Source organism: Prochlorococcus sp. MIT2304, assembly GCF_059772405.1.
Genome location: NZ_CM186286.1, coordinates 358,083 through 377,383 on the forward strand (window position 1 = coordinate 358,083; position 19,301 = coordinate 377,383).

The 19,301-nt window shown below is 33.0% G+C and carries 16 protein-coding genes; 7 read left to right on the forward strand and 9 right to left on the reverse strand.

The window, feature by feature from the left end:
* The first annotated feature begins 164 nt into the window (after positions 1 to 164).
* Genes AC6EIY_RS01900 through fmt form a run of 3 tightly spaced genes read left to right on the forward strand, consistent with a single transcriptional unit; the run spans position 165 to position 3,971 of the window.
* Positions 165 to 1,574: a TldD/PmbA family protein gene (locus tag AC6EIY_RS01900; RefSeq protein ID WP_498508138.1), complete on the forward strand. Its 1,410-nt coding sequence runs from the start codon at positions 165 to 167 to the stop codon at positions 1,572 to 1,574.
* Position 1,575: 1 nt separating this feature from the next.
* A complete protein-coding gene (locus tag AC6EIY_RS01905) occupies positions 1,576 to 2,964 on the forward strand; it encodes a TldD/PmbA family protein (protein ID WP_498507285.1) in 1,389 nt (462 codons plus the stop codon).
* Positions 2,961 to 3,971 (forward strand): methionyl-tRNA formyltransferase, encoded by a 1,011-nt coding sequence (gene fmt / locus AC6EIY_RS01910; RefSeq protein WP_498507287.1) that lies wholly within the window; start codon positions 2,961 to 2,963, stop codon positions 3,969 to 3,971. Before AC6EIY_RS01905 ends, fmt begins: the two co-directional genes overlap by 4 nt.
* On the opposite strand, the gene AC6EIY_RS01915 is transcribed toward fmt, so the two are convergent.
* Positions 3,968 to 4,690, reverse strand: coding sequence for a TerC family protein (locus AC6EIY_RS01915; RefSeq protein WP_498507288.1), 723 nt, complete (start codon positions 4,688 to 4,690; stop codon positions 3,968 to 3,970). The two genes, fmt and AC6EIY_RS01915, sit on opposite strands and share 4 nt — an antisense overlap.
* 86 nt (positions 4,691 to 4,776) lie before the next feature.
* On the opposite strand from AC6EIY_RS01915, the gene AC6EIY_RS01920 reads away from it, so the two are divergent.
* From AC6EIY_RS01920 to AC6EIY_RS01930, 3 genes are all read left to right on the forward strand, one after another.
* Positions 4,777 to 5,445 carry a hypothetical protein gene (locus tag AC6EIY_RS01920; RefSeq protein ID WP_498507289.1) on the forward strand — a complete coding sequence of 223 codons (669 nt, stop codon included), beginning with the start codon at positions 4,777 to 4,779 and terminating at the stop codon, positions 5,443 to 5,445.
* A gap of 63 nt (positions 5,446 to 5,508) precedes the next feature.
* Positions 5,509 to 9,012, forward strand: coding sequence for a transcription-repair coupling factor (gene mfd / locus AC6EIY_RS01925; protein ID WP_498507290.1), 3,504 nt, complete (start codon positions 5,509 to 5,511; stop codon positions 9,010 to 9,012).
* 20 nt (positions 9,013 to 9,032) lie between these two features.
* A complete protein-coding gene (locus AC6EIY_RS01930; RefSeq protein WP_498507291.1) occupies positions 9,033 to 9,281 on the forward strand; it encodes a hypothetical protein in 249 nt (82 codons plus the stop codon).
* Between the two features lie 7 nt (positions 9,282 to 9,288).
* On the opposite strand, the gene AC6EIY_RS01935 is transcribed toward AC6EIY_RS01930, so the two are convergent.
* From AC6EIY_RS01935 to dapB, 8 genes are all read right to left on the reverse strand, one after another.
* Complete coding sequence (locus tag AC6EIY_RS01935) at positions 9,289 to 9,597, reverse strand: TlpA family protein disulfide reductase (RefSeq protein WP_498507292.1); 309 nt, start codon at positions 9,595 to 9,597, stop codon at positions 9,289 to 9,291.
* Between the two features lie 53 nt (positions 9,598 to 9,650).
* On the reverse strand, positions 9,651 to 10,301 hold the full coding sequence (locus AC6EIY_RS01940; RefSeq protein WP_498507293.1) for an SAM-dependent methyltransferase: 651 nt from the start codon (positions 10,299 to 10,301) through the stop codon (positions 9,651 to 9,653).
* 191 nt (positions 10,302 to 10,492) lie between these two features.
* Complete coding sequence (locus tag AC6EIY_RS01945) at positions 10,493 to 11,101, reverse strand: DUF4335 domain-containing protein (RefSeq protein WP_498507294.1); 609 nt, start codon at positions 11,099 to 11,101, stop codon at positions 10,493 to 10,495.
* 9 nt (positions 11,102 to 11,110) lie between these two features.
* Complete coding sequence (locus tag AC6EIY_RS01950) at positions 11,111 to 11,698, reverse strand: DUF3038 domain-containing protein (RefSeq protein WP_498507295.1); 588 nt, start codon at positions 11,696 to 11,698, stop codon at positions 11,111 to 11,113.
* A gap of 596 nt (positions 11,699 to 12,294) precedes the next feature.
* On the reverse strand, positions 12,295 to 12,504 hold the full coding sequence (locus AC6EIY_RS01955) for a DUF2949 domain-containing protein (protein WP_498507296.1): 210 nt from the start codon (positions 12,502 to 12,504) through the stop codon (positions 12,295 to 12,297).
* A gap of 15 nt (positions 12,505 to 12,519) precedes the next feature.
* Positions 12,520 to 13,632 (reverse strand): FAD-dependent monooxygenase, encoded by a 1,113-nt coding sequence (locus AC6EIY_RS01960; RefSeq protein ID WP_498507297.1) that lies wholly within the window; start codon positions 13,630 to 13,632, stop codon positions 12,520 to 12,522.
* A 33-nt stretch (positions 13,633 to 13,665) separates the two neighbouring features.
* Entirely contained in the window at positions 13,666 to 14,313 is a 648-nt protein-coding gene (locus tag AC6EIY_RS01965; RefSeq protein WP_498507298.1) for a DUF8619 family protein, read from the reverse strand.
* Between the two features lie 12 nt (positions 14,314 to 14,325).
* A complete protein-coding gene (gene dapB, locus AC6EIY_RS01970) occupies positions 14,326 to 15,174 on the reverse strand; it encodes a 4-hydroxy-tetrahydrodipicolinate reductase (protein WP_498507300.1) in 849 nt (282 codons plus the stop codon).
* A gap of 112 nt (positions 15,175 to 15,286) precedes the next feature.
* Here dapB and AC6EIY_RS01975 point away from each other — a divergent pair, with 112 nt between their 5' ends.
* Positions 15,287 to 19,300, forward strand: coding sequence for a magnesium chelatase subunit H (locus tag AC6EIY_RS01975; RefSeq protein WP_498507301.1), 4,014 nt, complete (start codon positions 15,287 to 15,289; stop codon positions 19,298 to 19,300).
* The last annotated feature ends 1 nt before the right edge of the window (position 19,301 follow it).

Sequence of the window (19,301 nt, forward strand, 5' to 3'; positions counted from 1 at the left end):
TTGCTTATTATTCTTATTTACTCTTAATCCATTTTATAGCTTCGATCAATAAATAAAAAAAAATATTTCTAAGTAATCTTCAAATACACAGTTAAGCCAATCAAATGCCATAATATGAAAAAAAAAAATTGACTAACTCATTACTAACTAAACAAGATGCAAATTTGTTATTTCATACATTTGACGAAACATTAAAGCCACAAATAGAAGATTTATTATCTCTTGGAAAATCAGCTGGAGCTGATCTGATAGAAATATTTCTTGAAAAATCAGACAACCTTTCGCTTCTAGCCGAACAAGAAAACATTTCCAATGTAAGCCCATCATTTGGAATTGGAGCCGGAATTAGGGTCTTTCTAGGAAAAAAAGATGGTTTTGTTAGCACTAATGATTTATCCAAAGCTGGGCTTCTCTTTGCTTTAAATCAAGCTCTGGGGATGCTAGGCCTAGTCTCTGGATCAATTAATAACAGTAATTTTGATGGCTTAGCAGATTTTAAGGATTTTGGGGCAAAAAAGAATGATTGGTTAACTCATTCACCAGGTCTCAAGGAATCAACTCACAAACTTTTGAATGCTACTAAAATTCTCTCTTTCAAAAACAAAAATCTTGAGGTAAGAAGAGCTAGCTATTCAAGAAATTGGCAAGAAGTTCTCGTTGCTGCCTCTGATGGTGTTTTTGCCAGGGATATTCGGCTTCATCAAACAGTTGGTATGAACGTAATTGCAGAACAAGACAAAAATAGGTCGACCTCTGCCAGAAGGTATGGAAGCTCTGGTAACCCTGATGATCTAAGAAATTGGAATATCGATCAAAGTGCCTACGAACTAAACGAGAGTGCACAGAAAATGCTCTATGCTGGATATGTAGAAGCAGGTCAAATGCCTGTTGTTCTTGCAAATAAATTTGGCGGTGTCATATTCCATGAAGCTTGTGGTCATCTTCTTGAAACTACACAGCTTGAGAGAGGGACCTCGCCTTTTCATGACTCAATAAATAAACCAATTGCTCATGAGGCTGTGAGTGCAGTAGATGAAGGACTTTCAAATCATGCCTTTGGTTCACTATCGATGGATGATGAAGGCATGGAACCTCAAAATACATTACTAATTGAAAATGGGATATTAAAACAATTCCTCTCTGATAGAGCAGGTTGTCTACGAACTGGTCATCCTAGAACTGGTAGTGGCCGGAGACAAAATTTTTCGTTTGCTGCTGCAAGTCGTATGAGAAATACTTACATTAAAGAAGGTAATTATTCTCCTGAAGAACTAATTAAAAGTGTTGATAATGGCCTTTACTGTAAGTCTATGGGTGGAGGTAGTGTTGGTCCAACTGGTCAATTCAACTTCTCAGTTGAGGAAGGTTATTTAATAAAGGATGGAAAGCTTGAGCAACCTGTTAAGGGCGCCACTTTAATTGGTGAGGCAAAAGAGATACTTCCAAGAATATCAATGTGCGCTAATGATCTTGATCTGGCAGCAGGTTTTTGTGGATCAGTAAGCGGAAGTGTCAACGTTACTGTAGGCCAACCTCACATAAAAGTTGATTCAATAACAGTTGGAGGGCGTTAAAATGACTGAAACATTTACTAATCAACAAGGATCTGAATTAGACCCTCAACTACTAAATAATATTTTAAAAGAATATATTCAACACTCAGTAATAAAAAAATGGGATTTGGGAGCATCATTAAGTAGAGATATATCGGTACAAGTTCAGCAAGGTAATGCAAAACAGCTAAAAGGCTCTCAAAGAAACTCAATGACATTAAGAGTGTGGAATAAAAATAATCAGGTTGGTATTACAAGCACTTCTGACTTGACGAGTGAAGGCATAAAAAAAGCCATGAAAGGTGCCATTGAAGCTAGCCATTTCGGTAACGAAAAAGAATCTCCAGAATTCTCTTCACTAGCAAAAACAGAATTAAATGTAATTGAACAAAAAGTATCGAATTCTCATTCAATTGACCACTTACTTAATATCCTTAAAAATGCAGAAAAACAATTAATTGATACTCATAAATCAATAGATTCTGTTCCATATAACGGATTAAATGAAACTTATATGGAAAGAATATATATAAATAGTGAGGGTGCTAGAAGGCATATGAAACTAACACAATCTTCTATATACTTATATGCAAAGGCCCAAGAGAAAAACAAAAAGCCAAGAAGTGCTGGTGGCATTAGAATTAATTCTAATTTAGAAGAGCTTGATATAGATTCTTGTATTATTGAAACATCAGAAAAGTTAATAAGTCATTTAAAATATAAACCCATAGAGACAAATAAGTATCTTATTTGTTTCACCCCTGATGCATTTCTTCAATTAATCAGTGCATTCAGTTCAATGTTTAACGCAAGATCAATTATTGATGGACTTAGTTTAATGCGTGAAGATTCAATAGGTAATAAAATTTCCGTTTCTAATTTAAATATAAGCGACGAGGGCCTTCATCCTGAAAATGTAGGAGCATTTAACTTTGATGGAGAAGGAACTCCTACACAAAACATTAACTTAGTAACTGATGGGGTACTAACTAATTTACTTCATTCAGAAGCAACAGCAAGAAGATTTGGTGTTAAACCCACAGGTCATGCAGGATTAGGAGCTAAGGTATCGGTTTCTCCCGATTGGCTAGTTGTAAGCAAAAGTCAATATTCAATCGATAAAGATGAAAGTCTAAGTGTTAAAAATACACTCAAAGAATATGTATTAATTGATGAACTATCAGCGATACATTCTGGAGTAAAATCAAGTCAAGGTTCATTCTCTTTACCATTTGATGGTTGGATTGTTAAAGATGGTATGAAGACATCCATTGAAGCTGCAACTATTGCAGGTGATATCTTAAAAGTTCTAAAGAGCATTGTGAAAATTGAAAATGAACAAATCGTCACTCATCAAGGTATCAGCCCCCATGTTTGGGTTGAAAACATGTCAATAACCGGCGAAGCGTGAAGATAGTTTTTTGGGGAACACCTAAATATGCTGCAGAAAATCTAGTAAAAATAGTAAATGCTGGATACGAAGTAATTGCTGTAGTTACACAACCAGATAGAAAGCGAGGTCGCGGGAAAAAATTAACACCATCTCCAGTAAAACAAACAGCAATAGATTTAGGTATACGTGTCCTGGCAACACCATCAATAAGAAAAGATCAAAATACGAAGGACATACTTATAGGTTTGAAAGCTGATATTTATATTGTTGTAGCTTTTGGTCAGATTCTTCCAAAAGAAATTTTAGATATTCCTAAACTTGGATGTTGGAATAGTCACGCCTCCTTATTACCTTTATGGAGAGGGGCAGCTCCAATTCAGTGGAGTATTCTAAATGACGATAAAAAGACTGGTATATGCATTATGTTGATGGAAGAGGGGTTAGACACAGGTCCGGTTGTTGAACAACAGCACACGGTTATAAATGATTTAGATAATCTAGAAATACTAACTAATAAACTATCCGATATCTCATCAAAGTTATTAGTAAAATTTCTAGGTAGGCTTACTTTTTTAAATTGTTTAAAGAAATCAACAATTATAGAAGAATTAAAACCTATTGATCAATCAAAATTAAATGTAAATCCTACTTATGCAAGACAAATTGAGAAAGAAGATTACATAATTGATTGGAATCAAAAAGCTAGAACCATCATAAAGAAAATTAATGGTTTATATCCTAACGCTTATACACTGCACAATGGTAAAAGAATTAAAATATTAAAGGCAGAAATTGTTTTACATAATGAAAAAAAACTTTATTATAACAATACAGATAATGAATCAATGGAAAATAATATACCTGGAGAAATTCTTACGATAAATAAACAAAATGGTTTAAAGATAATGTCTAATGATTATGCAATTCAAGTTAATTATGGTCAACTGGAAGGGAAGAGGGCGACAGATAGCTGCACTTTGTCAATACAGGCTGATCTAAGAGTAAAAAATATATTAGGAAGCTAAACATTATCGATTTTAATTTCTTTATTTGAAAACCCCCAAAGAAAAAGGCATAACATAACTAAAAAGAATAAATATTCAGGAATTACTAATTTGTATAAAATCAATTGAATAATTAACTTTAATCCAATAATGCCAACTGCAATATAACCAGCTTTTTCTAAATTAATATATATCTCTAGCCACCTAATGAACAATCCTGAAGTAAATCGTAGTGCTATAACCCCAATAATCGCTCCGGTAATAACCAAAAGAAATTGATCACTTATTGCTACAGCTGCCGTAATACTGTCTATAGAAAAGGCCAAATCTGTTGCTGCTAATAAAAGTATAACCCTAAATAATGAACTTATAGATTTGTGATTATTATCTATTTCATTACTAATTGAGGAATTATTATTTATAGTTCTGAATTTCGAAAATGATAGTGATATTAAATATATACCACCTAGTAACTTAACTGGCCAAAAATTTAAAAAGAATTGTGCAGTTAGGATTACAAGTATTCTTAATAATAAGGCAATAAAGATACCGATATTCAATGCTTTTTTTTGAAGTTCAATATTATTTAAATTCTTAGTTATGGAGGCTAGAGCCACTGCATTATCAGCAGAAAGCACAAGCTCTAAAGAAATTATAATTGGTAAAAGGGGAGCTAGTTCAACCCATCTATCGATACCATCTAGTAAGGGCGTTAAGGATCTAAGAGATGCTGAATCCATATAAATTACGAAAAAAGAGCTATTGCACTGTCTTTTTCATATATGTTAGCTGTAATGTTTCTAATTAGTGCTATTTCAAAAAGGACATGAGAATTGAATCAAAACTATGTCACGTATCTGAAAATAAAGCCATTGTTAAAGTATCTGGTTGGCTCAACGACCATAATCTAGGAAGTGCACTGGCTGAGGGCTTATCAGTAGAGGATGCAGAAGACAAAGCAATCTCTCGGTTACATAAGAGGTTAAATACAAAGAGAATTAATGAGCAGGGATTAAAGAGTATCAATGAAGATCAAATTATCACTCAATCGAGAGTAGAATTGCCTAAAAGTAATAAAATTGAAAAAACTAATATCTCAAAAGAACCAAGTGATTGGAGTGATGAACTAACAGCAATTGATGCAGAAATTGTACGATTAAAATGGTCAAGAGATGATGAAATTAATTTTCTAGAGAAAACCTTTGGTTATAACAATCGCAGCAAAATAACTAATTATAATGATATTGTAAAGTATCTCAATCTATTAAAAAAGTTAGATAAACCCACTCATACAAAATTTGTTGCAACTAATATTAATACTTTAATAAGAGAATCTGACAAAATACTTAGTGATTTGTCATGGGATCATATGCAGGGAAGAGAATATTTACTAAGGGAATTTAATGTTTCTACTAGAAAAGAACTAAATGAAGAACAATTATTATCTTTTGTCGAAAATCTAAAAATAATTAGAAATCAATATCAAAATCATTAGACCTTCTCAACAAGACAGATAAAATGTTAAGGTGATCTTGAAGAGATATGTAAAAGAGAAATAGTGTCTTTAGAGTCAATTACTAATTTTTTAGAAAGTCATCCATTAACAAATGAGTTAATTGAACGAACAAATAGAATAGAAAGATTAATATTAACAGGAGCCTCGAGAACAGCAAAAGCCTTAATCACTAGTTCTCTAGCTAAAAAAAATGCAAAAGTATTATTAGTAATTGTACCAACTTTAGAAGATGCAACTAGATGGTACCCATTAGTCAAAGATTGTGGCTGGACTAAAACATGCTTATATCCGACGAGTGAAGCTTCGCCATATGATTCCATACATGTAACATCAGAAATAATATGGGGTCAATTACAGGTTATCAGCGATATATTTGAGTTAAAAGAAAATGAGAAGATAGCAATAATCGCAACAGAAAGATCGTTACAACCACATCTTCCTCCATATGACTATCTTAAATCTATGTGTATTAAATTAAAGATAGGAGATGAAATAAATCTAAGTAATTTATCTGCTAGACTAAGTGAATCTGGATATATTAAGACTAATAATATTGATCAAGAAGGAACTTGGACAAGACGTGGAGATATAATTGATATTTATCCAGTTAGTAGTGAATTACCAATTAGATTGGAGTTGTTTGGTGATCAATTAGATAAGATCAAAGAATTTGACCCAATATCACAAAGATCATTAGATAAAATTGACAATATTTGTATTACACCAAGAGGTTTTGATCCACTAATTATTAAAAAACTTATTTCCATAAAAGATAAGGACATATCAATACTTTTTAAAGATGATGAGTATTCTGAGTTAGTCAATTCAAATAAATTACTTTCTGCAAGAAAATATCTAGGTGTAGCATTTGATAATCCATCTTCATTACTAGATTACTTAGATGAAAATCCATTTATTATTGTTGAAGAAAGGTCGCAATGTTTATCTCATGGAAATGCCTGGATTAAAATAGTTGAAGATAGTTATAATGAAGAAGTTAATGGTTTAAAAAGTTTAAAACAAATAAATAATATATTTAAACCAAACCTTCATAATGATCTTAATCAAATCTTTGAATCTCTGAATAATTATAAAGGAATTGATATTACAGACTTAGAAGATACCAAATCTAAAACAAATGTTTTTAATATTTCAAGCAAAACCCATCAATGGTTGCCAAATCAATATGGGAAAATAAGTTTATCATTAAATGATTTCATCAAAAATAAATATTCAGTTTGGATAATTTCAGCACAGCCAAGTCGTGCAGTTTCTCTTCTAGAGGAACATGAATGTATCTCAAAATTTATAGCTAATAACAATGATATTAATGGGATTAAAAGCGTTTTAAAGGACAATATACCCATAGCGATTAAAAATAATAATGAAGGTGAAATAGAGGGTTTTTATCTCCCAGCATGGAAAATCGCTTTATTAACCGATAAGGAATTTTTTGGTCAGAATAATTTTTCAAGTACAGGATATGTACGAAGAAGGAAACAATCTCAAAGTAAAAAAATCGATCCGAATAAGATGAAGCCTGGAGATTATGTAGTTCATAGAAACCATGGTATAGGCTTATTTCAAAAAATTCAGAAGTTAAGCATTAATGGTGAGTCTAGAGATTACTTAGTAATAAAATATATGGATGGAAAATTAAGTGTAGCAGCAGATCAACTAGGCAGTTTAGGTAGATATAGAAATTCTAATTCAAAGACTCCCACTATCAGTAAACTAGGTGGTGCAAATTGGAATAAAATCAAGGAAAAAGCAAAGAGATCTGTAAAAAAAGTTGCCCTTGATTTAATTAAGTTATATGCAGAAAGGAGTAAAGAAAAAGGGTTCAAGTTTCCAGATGATGGCCCTTGGCAAAGTGAATTAGAGGATTCATTTCCATACGCTTTAACGCCAGATCAGGCAAAAGCAACTGCTCAAGTAAAAGCTGACATGGAAACTGATAAGCCAATGGATAGATTAGTCTGTGGAGATGTTGGATTTGGAAAGACAGAGGTAGCAATAAGAGCAATATTTAAAGCTATTACATCAGGTAAACAAATAGCTTTGTTAGCACCTACAACTGTATTGTCTCAACAACATTGGAGAACTATCTCTGATAGATTTGCACCTTATCCAATAAGAGTTTCATTATTAAATAGATTTAAAACTATCAGTGAAAGAAAGCAAATAATAAATGGATTAAAAAATGGACAAATTGATGCTGTTGTCGGGACACATCAGCTCTTAAATAAAAAATTAGTTTATAAGGACCTTGGTCTTCTAGTTATCGATGAAGAACAAAGATTCGGTGTTAATCATAAGGAAAAAATTAAGGAGTTAAAAAAAAGTGTTGATGTATTAACTCTATCGGCAACTCCAATACCACGAACGCTCTATATGAGTCTTTCTGGTGTACGTGAAATGAGTTTAATTACCACACCGCCACCATTACGGAGACCAATTAAAACTCATTTAGCACCACTAGATAATGAAATAATTAGAAGCGCAATTTCACAAGAGATTGATAGAGGTGGTCAGATATTTTATATAGTTCCTCGAATAAAAGGGATAAATGATGTAGCAGAAAAATTAAAAGATATGATTCCAAATGTGAAATTATTGATAGCTCACGGTCAAATGGAGGAAGGAGCATTAGAAAATTCAATGCTAGCTTTTAATGCTGGAGAGGCTGATATTTTGCTTTGTACAACAATTGTTGAAAGTGGATTGGATATTCCTAGGGTCAATACTATTTTAATTGAGGATTCACATAAATTTGGCCTATCACAACTTTATCAATTAAGAGGAAGAGTAGGCCGTAGTGGTATACAAGCACACGCATGGTTGTTTTACCCAAGCAATGAAAAATTAAATGAAACATCAAGACAACGCTTAAAGGCCATAAAAGAATTTAGTGATTTAGGAAGTGGTTATCAGTTAGCAATGAGGGATATGGAAATTAGAGGCGTTGGAAATATTTTAGGTATTGAGCAAAGCGGGCAAATGGAAACAATAGGTTTTGATTTGTATATGGAATTATTGCAGGAAACAATTGCCGAAATACAAGGACAAGATATCCCTACAGTTGACGATACACAAATTGATTTACCTGTTACGGCCTTTATCCCTGGTGATTGGATAACAGATCCAGATGAAAAGATAAACTCTTATAGGTTAGCTACACAGTGTGAAAGCAATAAGGACTTACTTCAATTTGCTAGCAATTTGATTGATAGATATGGTGCATTACCAAAGGCTGTTGAATCATTAATTGAAGTTATGAAGTTAAAAATAATTGCCAAAAAGTGTGGTTTTTCGAGAATTAAGTTGTCTAAACCAAATCTTGAGCTTGAAACAATGATGGATGAACCAGCTTTTAAGGTGCTTAGGAATGGTTTAGCTAGTCATCTTCACGGAAGATTTATCTATAAAAAAGGCGATAGGTGCTCGACTGTGACTATAAGAGGTCTAGGTATATTGGATGGTGACAAACTTCTAGATCAATTGATTGAATGGCTAGAATTAATGAACTCCCAAATAAATAGTTAATAAATTCTAAATTATTTGGCATGTCAATCTTTCAATTGGTTGATAAAAACGCTTTAAAAAGAAAATATTGCTATAGTCACCAAAATTTGGGCATTTTTAATTTGGGTGAAGTAATAGATATTAGTACTAACCAATACGGACTAAGTTTTTTTAGCGGAATGATTAGTCTCATTGCTATTGGGATATATACGCTTTTAACTGTAGATACAGGTAATGATGACGATGATTCCGACTCAGGAGGGGGTGGATTAATGCAACCAGTGAATTAGTGAAAATTTATTTAGATATTAGGTTTGAAAGTTTTTCTCTAAAATCACCCTTAGGAATTCCACCCTTGAGCTCACCAATGATTTCGAATTCCCCTTCAGGATCATTAACTAGCAAATAAGTTGGCCATCCCATACCTTCTTTTGTAGGATATTGCTTTAATAATATTGGCCTATATTTTCTGTAAACCACAGTATCTTGTAGTTTCACACTAATAAATTCAAGACCTAATTCATTTGCAACTTTAGCGTCAAAGAAACTCATTCTGTGACATGTTCCACAATCTTCAGAGCTAAATTTAATTAGAGAATAGGACATAACAAAATTTTATTGTAATCTAATACTAAATATACATATTAATAACAACTACTTCAGTTATTAGTCTTATTGTTTCTTGCAATAATAGAAAAGAAAGGATCACCTTCTGCTGAATAAAACCCAAATAGCTTATCTTCATGGGTTTTTTCATTGAATATTTTATCTATTCTCCAACCGTTATCAGTAAGAACACTCTTTATGTATCCAATCCTATTTTCCTCAGATGAATATGTCCAGATATTTGGAGCTTTGGACCAGAAAGCACGATTGGTGAATGATATTATTAATAATGAATCAGATTTAATTATTCTTGATAGTTCTAATGAAACTTTTTCAGGATATTGAAGATATTGCCAACCCGCAACTATTAATCCAGCATCAATAGATGAATCTTCGATTGGCATATTTTGTATTTTATTAAAATTTTGTACCCAGAACTTATCAAGTCGGTTATTAGAACGCAATTCATCTTCATTCATTCCATGACCAATAACTTTTTTATATCTCATTTTTAATGGTAAATGACTAACCCAACTACTCATTAAATCTAAAATTACGTAGTGACTAAGAAGATATTCTGAGTAAATGGTTGTAAGTCTAGTTCTAAAAGATTGGCTAAGGTGATGTACGTATCTAGGTTGTTGGTAAAAGATTTGATCATCACTATTATCAATTTTCTCTCTATCATTAAAAGAAAGTTGCATTAATCCAAATTTTTTATTATTCTAGCTAACTTTTATTATATCGGTGAAATTTGTATGCAATGGAATATTTATCAGTTAGAATTAACAAAAATATTAATGTAATGATTATTTAAAATAAGAACTTTAATTTATTTATTCTTGAAAGAAAATAAAGAAAAATAAAGGTTAATTAGAAATAAAATGTAAATGTATTACTCATTTTGATTGGATAAGGATTGAGAGTTTTTAGTTGCTTCAATTATCTCATACTTATCATTTGTTGGGACAAATATTAGTATAGAACAAGAAAATAAAAATATAAGGATTGAAAATAAGAAGTTAAAATTTTTATTGGAATTTGATAAATTATTAAGTATATATTTTTTACTAAAGGGCAATTCTTGATCAATATTCCATTGAATACTAAATCTAGAATCATATCTTAAAAGATCCAAGCATCTTGTTAGGTCAGATAATTCAGAGTCATCTAAAATAATCTCTAATGGATTCACTCCTTCTTTTGTACTTTTAAGTAGTAATTTATGACTTATACCGAAGGGAGATATTGTGATAAGTTTTTTGTTAGATACAAATGTTTTTCTAATACCAGAGATATAGGATCTTGAATATAGAAATATTACTTGCATTAAGTTATCAAGATGTTCCTTCTCTCCCTCAAGTAAAGGTGATCCTATGATTTTTAATGACCATGAAGATAAAATTCCGATTGTATTTTCTGAATCACCATTTGATACATCGGGCATACCCGAAATTTTAAGAGATGAAGAGTTTTGATCAAATCTATAAGATAAATTAATCATTAATAAGTTCTATGATTGATAATACAAAGAGGCTTTCAAACGAGTAGCTCCTCCTTTTCCACAGGACAATGAGAGTATGACTAATAACTCTCGGAAAAGGTCGTTTTTATCTTCACTTAACAATGAAGCAATATAGCTACGTTTAACATTCATCCTTTCACGAATAAGTGACTTAAGACGTGAATTAAATAAAGACCAACGCTCTTGATTAAGTGTTATTGGCTCTTTTGAAGAAAGTAATTGCCTAATAAGAGGGTAGAGATTTTCTGCCATAGAAGAAATAAGTTCAACAAGTGAATCAATTTGCTCAGAAGATAGAGAAGAATATGTATATGTATTCCTCAGAGGATTGGAGCATCTGATTTTCCAAAACCCAACTCTATTTGAGAAATCATCTGACAAGCCAATATTTTTTGCCTTAAGTAAAAGGGAATCAGTTGCATTGATTTGAAGTGTCTCAATAGCCAAAATCAAAAAATCAACTTTTCTTGAAGCATCGCTTGATAACACGCAATTAAAAAAAGGGTCACTGATAGTTTTATCTTTTGGCTTTGAGGCATTATTGATGTGTGTAGAATTTAAATTGGATTTCTTCATACTTTAAATAATGACAGGAGATTGTTGATTGGCTAGCTTTGTTGTTAGGTTTAAAAAATCGCACACCAATAATTCCAAATATTGGACGAATTGAAAGTATAGATAAAAGAAATAAAAGATTTTCTAAAAGAATGAATAGTATTCATAGATATAAACCCCATATTAAACATCCAAACATATGGTATAAATTAATGTTGCCTTTACAAAAACTAATATCTTCTATTAAAACAGATTTTATAGCTGGCATAGAATCTAGATGATTTATTTCAGCAGCTGCTTTAGCTTTTCAATAAAAGGTTGGAGTTATTCCTATAAGAACAGCTGATAATCTAACAGTTAAGGTTTAGAGTGCTAAGAATCAGTTTGAGTATGGTTAAGGTAGATTAAAGATCCGGATGAATTCATTTGAAAAAGATATTTTAACTATTGTAATTTAATAATTTAGTTTCGACAGAAGCAACTGCAAATGCAACATGTAAATTGATTAGAAAAGTAGTATATGATTTGATTAGATATGACTTTCTTATTGAACATAGCGCACTTACAGGTAGGAGTAACTTTGATTCTTAATTGCTTGTTGAAAATATAATCAGGTACTAATTACTGTTTATCCACAAAAGTATCAATTTAAGTTGTGATTTCGTTATCAAACCATAACTCCACATAACAATAGGTAGTGGAGCATTATTAATAGAGGATCTTTTCAGTCCTAGTTCTAATGCACTCTTGCTTATCCCAAGTTTTTCAATTATAAAGTTGCAAAGCTCCTCAGAAGCTGGATTTATCTCATTATTAATATTAATCATTTTATAAGAAGTCAATTATAATCCATTTGTCATTAAATTAAGTACTTGCTTTCTGATTAAACTAGATTTTCTTAAAATCAAGAAAATAATTTTCCTTGCCGTAAAAAAAATATTAACATTACTTCTTGAATATCTCAATAAACTATCTGTCAAAATAGAAATTAAGAATACATCAAGAAACCTAGAGATAGAGTATAAAAAGGGAATAATAGTATAATTATTTTTTAAAAATGGTATCGAAACAATATCTGAAAGGCACTTAACATCTCTCCAACATAGATTTAACCCTTGACCCCCTACAGGGTGAACTTTGTGAGCAGATTCTCCAACATAAATATATTTACCCGAGAAAAATGAGTAGTTAAAAACAAATTTAATGGGAAAATAACTTGGTTCGTCAATTATTGTGTCAGGCTCTATACCATATGGAAGAATTGTAGATATGTAATCTAAAAATAATGATTTTGATAAACTCTTATTAAGTCTACCTTTAGCTATTGATTGACTGCATATGATTTGAAATAAATCTCCTCCAAGTGGTAGAATAGCAAAGGGGCCCTCAGAGTTTAATATTTCAAAAGCTTCATTAGATTTAGCACCTCTTAATAAAACTTTTGAAGTAATACAAATTTGATCATAATTAAGATTAAATGATGGAGTTTTCAACTTTTTTTTAATTGCTGAATTTGATCCATCTGCTGCAACAATTAAGTCGTAATTATTTGTGTTAGGTATAACAGATGTAGGAATTTTATTAATATTATCAATTTTTGATATAAATTCTAATATCGATAACATTAAATGTTTGTGTTCTGCAATCCAGCCTACAGCTGAATATTTTTGATTACATATATCTAAATCATTAACTAGAAATTGGACTGTTTTATTTAATTCATAATCTATAACATTTAGATATTGAAAAGGGACTAGATGAGATTTCATATGACTCCATAGTCCAAGACTTAATAGTATTTTTCTAGAAGAATGTGTGATTGCGTATGTTCTGTCTCTGTTTATAAGTTCATCATCAGACAATCTTTCATAAAGATCAACTCTACAGCCAGCATTTGCTAAAGATATTGCTGCTAATGATCCAGTTAATCCGGAACCTACAATTGCTATATTCATAGACTTTATTATATCAGTTATTAGAATTTATAATTAGTTGAAAATTCTCAAATTAACAAATTCCTCAAATGCAGGTCTGAGAAGATATGGATAAGTACCAACCCATAAATTAACATCTGGGCACCAGGCATCGCTTATTGCTTGAATCCTATCGAAATCTTTTCTATTACTAAAAACTACGCAGTTAATTCTCATTCCTTTAGTAAGTACATTGAACTTATTTTGTAATGGAAAACTTATGTTTCCTATAAATCCATCTTCATCCTCTATATCCAAAACAACCCATTTTCTTTTTTTCTTTAACACTTCTAACCTACCATCCTTATTTGCTTGTTCTTGTTCAATTTCGACCCTATCTTCTACAAAAACATCAGAAATGTAACCATCAACTAATGCTGAGAATGAGAAACTTTTAAACTTAGAATTTTTTCTACTAGCTTCAAGTATTGGTCCCCACAATATATACAAAAGAAAGACAACACCAAGGACCAACCATAAAGAGTAAAACTGACTAGTTACTTGACTTTGGCTTATGAGCAAAGTAATTACACCTCCAATGGAGGAAACCATAATCCGTTGAAAAATTTTCTGGGGATTACCCAAGGCTGAATTAAATTGTTTACCCGTTGCTACGGAGGGTATCAATTTATTTATTTCATTTTGCTTAATTGGAAATAACATTTGTATTAATAACTAAAGGATTTTCTCAAGTCCATAAACTAATTTATTGAATGATCTGATTTTTTTAACTACTAAAAGCACTCCAGGCATGTATGCAGATCGATCAATAGTATTGTGAGCCAACTCATAAGTCTCCCCATTGGAACCAAACATGACTTGTTGATGTGCAACGAGTCCAGGTAATCGAACCGAGTGAAGTCTCAAACCACTAGGTCGGGATCCGCCTCGAGAACCTTCGAGAGATTCTTCTTCATTTACAAAGGATTTGTTAAATGTTGATCTTTGCTCCTCCATCAATTCAGCTGTTTTAATACAGGTACCGCTTGGAGCATCAGCTTTTTTGTTGTGATGCATTTCGGTAAGTTCAGCGAACTCATAAAAACGAGCAGCCGCTGCTGCTGCTTGTTGAAGTAAAACCATACCAACTGAGAAGTTTGGAACAATTGCTGAACCAAGAGATGCTTTTTCTGCAAATCTGGAAAGATCATCTAATTGATCTGGTGTTATTCCTGTAGTACCAATTACAGGATGGACTCCGTAAGCAATGGATGTACGGGTGTGCTTATAAGCAACTTTTGGATGAGTGAAATCAACTAAAACAGGGGCTTTATGTGAATTATCGTTTGGAAAGTTTTGACTTGCAGCACATAAAGAGCCTTCTAAATCGCATGAAAGGAAAACATCTAATGGGCCCAAACCTATTAATGAGCCTATGTCTTGACCTTCTTTATCCTTTTGAGTATCAATTGCTCCAACAAGTTGATAATCATTGGATGAATTAATTGCCTTAATAACTTCAGATCCCATTCGACCTAAAGCTCCTGCGACTAAAACTGGTATTGATTGATTAGCAGAACTCATTGGATTTTTTTTTTACAATCATATTTGATATCGCTTGTAACACGCATTAACTAAATAACACACTAAAGGGCCACTGAACACTAGGCTTGGTCGAATTCCGATAGCAGAAAAGATGTTTACACAGGTTCGCTCAGCCAATCGCAGAGTTTCACCTGTTGAGAATCACAGCCATAAAGCAGTGATGAAGGCTGTTTATGTGGTTCTTGAGCCTCAATATCAAAATGCCCTTACACAGGCTGCGAACTCATTAAACGAGCAAAATGGTCCTATTGGAATAGAACTAAATGGGTATTTAATTGAAGAACTTAGAAATACAGATAATTATGAAAGCTTTAAAAAAGATATTGAAAAAGCAGATTTATTCGTAGCTTCATTGATTTTTATTGAAGATTTGGCTCAAAAAGTTGTTGAAGCAGTTGAACCTCATAAGGAAAATCTAAAAGCAGCGGTGGTATTTCCATCCATGCCAGAGGTTATGCGATTGAATAAATTGGGCACTTTCTCAATGGCTCAGTTAGGTCAAAGCAAAAGCATCATTGGGGATTTTATGAAGAAGAGGAAAGAAGCAGGCGGGGCTGGTTTTCAAGATTCAATGTTAAAGCTTCTAAATACTCTTCCATCAATTCTGAAGTATCTACCGGTTGACAAAGCTCAAGATGCTCGAAGTTTTATGCTTAGTTTTCAATACTGGTTAGGAGGTACCCCAGACAATCTAAGGAACTTCCTCCTAATGCTTGGAGATAAATATGTATTTCCAGAATTAACTATAGAACAAGAACAAATTAAAGTTGCAGAACCAGAGGTTTTTCCAGATTTGGGAATTTGGCATCCTTTAGCTCCAAGCATGTTTGAAGATAAAAAAGAATATTTAAATTGGATAGCATCAAGAGATGATTTATCAAATAAGGCAAAAGAAGGCCCAGTAATTGGTCTTGTGCTACAAAGAAGTCATATTGTTACTGGAGATGACGCGCACTACGTTGCAGTAATACAAGAACTGGAGTATCGAGGAGCAACAGTCATACCTATTTTTTGTGGTGGTTTAGATTTTTCAAAGCCGGTTAACGAATTTTATTACGACCCAATAAAACCAGACCAACCAATAGTAGATGGTGTTGTTTCTCTTACCGGTTTTGCACTTGTAGGGGGGCCTGCAAGACAGGATCATCCAAAAGCAGTAGAAGCATTAAAGAAACTCAACAGACCTTATATGGTTGCACTTCCACTCGTTTTCCAAACGACGCAGGAGTGGGAAGGTAGTGATTTAGGTCTTCATCCAGTTCAAGTTGCACTTCAGATTGCTATTCCTGAATTGGATGGTGCTATCGAGCCAATAGTCTTATCTGGTAGAGATGATGCAACTGGCAAAGCTCATACACTTCAGGACAGAGTAGACGCAATAGCTGAAAGGGCTATTAGATGGTCATCATTAAGAATTAAAAAACGAGATCAGAAGAAATTAGCTATTACTGTCTTTAGTTTTCCACCTGATAAAGGAAATGTTGGAACCGCTGCTTATTTAGATGTCTTTGGCTCTATTCATAGAGTTTTAGAAGAGATGAAGGAAAAAGGCTATTACATAAAAGATTTACCCAAGAATCCAAAAGAACTAATGGAGTCATTGATAAATGATCCTGAGGCATTACAAGGATCCCCTGAGCTATCAATAGCTCATCGAATGAGCGTAAAAGAATATGAAAAATTAACTCCATATTCTGAGCGCCTTGAAGATAACTGGGGAAAACCGCCAGGAAATTTAAATAGTGATGGACAAAATCTTCTTATCTACGGAAAAGAATTTGGGAATGTTTTTGTTGGAGTACAGCCTACTTTTGGATATGAAGGTGATCCTATGAGATTGCTCTATTCCAGAAGTGCGAGTCCTCATCATGGTTTTGCAGCCTATTACACTTATTTAGAAAAAGTCTGGAAAGCTGATGCTGTCCTTCATTTTGGAACTCATGGATCTCTGGAATTCATGCCCGGTAAACAAATGGGGATGAGTGAGACTTGTTACCCAGATTCATTAATTGGAGGTCTGCCTAATCTTTACTACTACGCAGCAAATAACCCCTCGGAAGCAACAATCGCAAAAAGAAGAGGTTACGCTTCAACAATTAGTTATTTAACTCCCCCAGCTGAAAATGCTGGACTGTACAAAGGTCTAAAAGAACTTGGAGAGTTAGTTGGTTCTTATCAGCAATTACGAGAAAGTGGAAGAGGAATTCAAATAGTTAACGCAATCGTTGAAACATCAAAAAAATGTAATCTTGATGAAGATGTAAAACTACCTGAAAAAGATGCTTCTGAATTAGAAATTGATGAAAGAGATTTGGTAGTTGGAAATGTTTACAAGCAATTAATGGAAATAGAAAGTCGATTGTTACCTTGCGGCTTACACACTATTGGAAAACCTGCCACTGCTGAGGAAGCGATTGCAACCCTAGTAAGTATTGCATCCATAGAAAGAGAAGATGATGGAATCAGATCCTTACCAGGTTTGTTAGCTGAATCAAAAGGAAAAACAATTGAAGAGGTCTATGAGGGTAATAACAAGGGCAAATTAGAGGATGTTGAACTTAATAAATTAATTACAGAAACATCAAGAGAGGCAGTTGGTTCAATGGTTAAGTCTCTGACTGGAAGAGATGGGAGAGTAAATATGAAGAAGAGTATTTGGACACTAATTGTTGAGTTCTTAAGAGGTATTGGTTTCTCAATCCCATCACCATGGCAAGCTTCAGCAAAGAAAGCAGGTTTTGAGAATGTAAATGCAAGTTCACTTGATAAATTATTTGACTATCTGAGATTTTGTTTAGAACAAATATGTGCTGATAAAGAAATGGAGAGCCTTTTAAAAGCTCTCGACGGAGATTATGTGATTCCTGGCCCAGGAGGAGATCCTATTAGAAATCCTGGAGTATTACCAAGTGGTAAAAATATTCATGCATTAGATCCACAGTCTATTCCAACTGTTGCCGCAGTTGCATCAGCTAAAGGAGTCGTTGACAAGCTTATAGAAAGGCAAAAAGAGGAGCAAGGCGCATGGCCTGAAACTATTGCCTGCGTTCTTTGGGGTACTGATAACATTAAAACTTATGGAGAATCATTAGCTCAGATACTTTGGTTTGTAGGTGTAAAGCCAAAGCCAGACTCAGTGGGTAGAGTGAATAAATTAGAGCTTCTCTCTCTAGAGGAATTAGGAAGACCAAGAATCGATGTAGTTGTTAACTGTTCTGGTGTATTTAGGGATTTGTTTATTAATCAAATGGCATTAATTGATCAAGCAGTAAAAATGGCTGCAGAGGCAGATGAACCACTTGATCAAAATTTTGTAAGGAAACATACAATCGAGCAAGCAGAAAAGGAAGGGAAAAGCATTAGAGAATCAGCAAGCAGAGTTTTTTCAAATGCGAGTGGAAGTTACAGCTCCAATGTCAATTTGGCAGTAGAGAATTCGACTTGGGAAGAAGAAAATGAGTTACAAGAAATGTACCTTTCAAGGAAGACTTATGCTTTCAATGCAGATAATCCAGGTGAAATGAATCAGAACAGAGATGTTTTTGAATCTGTTATGAAAACTGCAGATGTCACATTCCAAAATCTTGATTCGTCAGAAATATCACTAACTGATGTAAGTCATTACTTTGATTCTGATCCAACAAATTTAATCAAAAACCTAAGAGATGACGGTAAAGCACCAAGTAGTTATATAGCTGACACAACTACTGCAAATGCTCAGGTTAGATCATTAAGTGAAACAATTAGACTAGACTCTAGAACAAAATTACTTAACCCAAAATGGTACGAAGGTATGCTCAAGTCTGGATATGAAGGGGTGAGAGAGGTATCTAATAGACTTAACTACACATTAGGTTGGAGTGCAACTAGTGGCCAAGTTGATAATTTCGTATATGAAGAGTCAAACGAAACTTTTATAAACGATCCAGAGATGAGAAAAAGATTAATGGAATTGAATCCACATAGTTTCAGAAGAATAGTTGGTACATTATTAGAGGTTAATGGTCGAGGATATTGGGAAACATCAGATGAAAATATTGAACAATTAAAAGAACTTTATCAAGAAGTAGAAGATCGTATAGAAGGAGTTACAGCAGAGGATTAAT